This is a genomic window from Okeania sp. SIO2B9 (genome assembly GCF_010672505.1).
Taxonomy (GTDB): Bacteria; Cyanobacteriota; Cyanobacteriia; order Cyanobacteriales; family Microcoleaceae; genus Okeania; species Okeania hirsuta.
This window is the reverse complement of sequence record NZ_JAAHGK010001115.1, coordinates 1-2,558: the sequence shown is the minus strand read 5'-3', so window position 1 is coordinate 2,558 and position 2,558 is coordinate 1. Positions and strand designations below refer to the sequence as shown.

Genomic DNA, 2,558 nt, shown 5'->3' with positions numbered 1-2,558 from the left:
TGGGTGATAAAAATATTTTACAGGAGATGTTCCTTTGACCAAAAAGATGATTTACGAACTAAAAAATGGTATTGAAGCAATTCCCATACGACTCCTGACTCCTGACTCCTGACTCCTAAAAATTCCCCCATCTATTTGTAGCAAACATTTATCAAATTGGTATTACTTCTTATTCCTTCCTTAAAAAGGGTAAAATGATAGATATAGCTATCTAAAATGAATATGAACTATAGCATAATAAGGTTTGCTTTCCTGCGGAATTGTGCGCAAACAGATAAGACCAAAACTTTTATGGTATCGATCTATAGACTTATTTACTAAATAATTAATAATTAAATGATTAAATTTTTAAATTTTTAAATAATTAAAGCCTCCCCTTTCAAGGGGTAAAAAATAATTTTTTTCCTTTTAGTCAATCCTCTTCCTAAAAGGAAGAGGTAATTATCAATTATCAATTATCAATTATCCATTAATGAACTATTCTTAACTTTCCACAATTCCTCATTTACAACAGACTCAAATTCCCACTGTTTTGCTTTCAGCGCTTCCCTCAGTCTTTCAGAGGGTCGAAATACAAATATCTCTGACTCATTCTCAACTATTTCAAAATTTGGAGAATTGTTCAATAATAATAGTCGAACGTCATCATCTAATATATAACTGAGTGAAATTAAATCTCCCCTGTTAGTATAATTAACGCCCAAGTCACTCAATAATATTGGGGAGTCGCTAGCGTTAATTTTTTTAGCAACCTCCCCATTAAAATAACTAGGGGCATTATGCCACCAAGTATCAGAAATAGCGCTGACAGTGCAGGATGTAATACTCGCTGTCAATAATATCCCTAAAACTACTCGCCAATATTTTTGACTCAAATATTTCCCTAATAAATAAGCAACTGATAAATATATTGCCGGAAAACAGGGAATTAAATAACGGGTGATGGCAGAACGTTTTCCACCTTGCACTAAATCAGGTATTACTAATATTATAAATGGTATAAAAATAGAAGTCAGAATAAATAATTTTGTGGAAAGATTACAATAACGACAAACCATATAAATTCCCCAAGCAATAATAATTAAAAATAGCAATCTCAGTAAATATGTGCCGATATTATAAAAACCAAAATCTAAGTCAATAAACATACATGAAAAACTCAAAATCCACTTTTTTAATAAAAAATCGAAGCTAACTGATACTCTTACCCAATTTGTTGCATAATAGGCTTGTTGCAGATTATTAATTACTACAATTATCCAAGGAAGATAGAGAATTATTATTCCTACTGAGGCCATGAAATAATCCAAAGGTAATGTTTGAATCAAAAGTTGAAATTTTGATAAATTAGATTGATTTTCAGGAGAAATTCTGACTACATAATTTGAGAAAAACCAATTGCTAATTACAAATATGCCATGGGAGATTAGAGTGAAACAAAAAAACAAATGAGTATATAAACCAACAGCAGAAATAACAATATATAATCCCCATTTTTTCCAACTGCGAGAATCTAGAGCTTTCAATAATAAAATACTACTAGCAATACTCAAAACAGTAACTAAACTATATTGCCTAGCAGTTTGAGCAAATAAAATTTCAACAGGTGATACAGCTAAAAATGTAGTTGCCAGTAAAGCAGTTAAATGGGAATTAAAAAGTTGCCTAGCTAGAACATATATTAATGGCAAAGATAATAAACTAATTAATGCTGGTAAACTACGAGATGCAGCGAGGGAACCACCAAATTTTTGCATCCATAAGCGAGCTATAAAATAATATAAAGGTGGATGATGGGGATTTTCAATTGTTAGAGAATTGAGAGTTCCTATTAAAGTGCTTTGTGGTTTAATTTGTTGATATTTTTGTAGTTGTTTAGCTGGAATAATTTGGTTTTGAAATGATTCTCGGTCAATATCATCTCCGCTAAAACCAGCAGCTCTTAAAGAGGTATATACTTCGTCATGCCAATAGACTTTTTTATCAAGGTAGAGAAAGCGGAATCCTATTCCTAAAGTTATGGTAATAATTAGTAAAATAACTATGGGTTGGGATAGGAAATTTTTGTTGATTTTTATAGTCATTTTTTTGATTTAATGGGGAGATATTGATAACTGATAACTAAAATGACTTGCCCCTAGTGCTATAGCTGACCAACTTCCATTGCTTCCTGTTTCGGTTTTCTTTCAAATATAAATCTTGGCTTCAAAAACACTCGCAATAATAACCATAAAGATTTTAATTCACCGGGTACTTTTAATCGCTGCCATTGTCCAGGCCGACAGAATAATAATTCTATTAATTGTCGTTTTTCAGATAAATTTACTTCCTCAAACCTTACTTTTATACAAGGAAAATTTTCACTCATTTCTATATTAGTTACATTACCTTGTAAATAAATTTCTTCTGGAACAATTTTCAACTTTAGTGGCAAATCTTCTACCAATAAACCATCAGAAATTTTCTGATTAATCTCTATCTCAGCACCCACCTCTGATATCTGTCTAGTAGTACCCCAAAGTATTTGGTTACCAATTTTTAACTTCACTACCCTTCGA

At 31.4% G+C, this 2,558-nt stretch carries 2 protein-coding genes; both read right to left on the bottom strand.

What is annotated here, in order from left to right; all coding sequences use genetic code 11:
• Nucleotides 1-458: 458 nt before the first annotated feature.
• Entirely contained in the window at nucleotides 459-2,084 is a 1,626-nt protein-coding gene (locus F6K13_RS27925; RefSeq protein WP_124145456.1) for a glycosyltransferase family 39 protein, read from the bottom strand.
• 59 nt (nucleotides 2,085-2,143) lie between these two features.
• Nucleotides 2,144-2,558, bottom strand: a 415-nt coding sequence (locus F6K13_RS27920) for a PilZ domain-containing protein (protein ID WP_287289121.1), incomplete at its 5' end; no start/stop codon positions are given.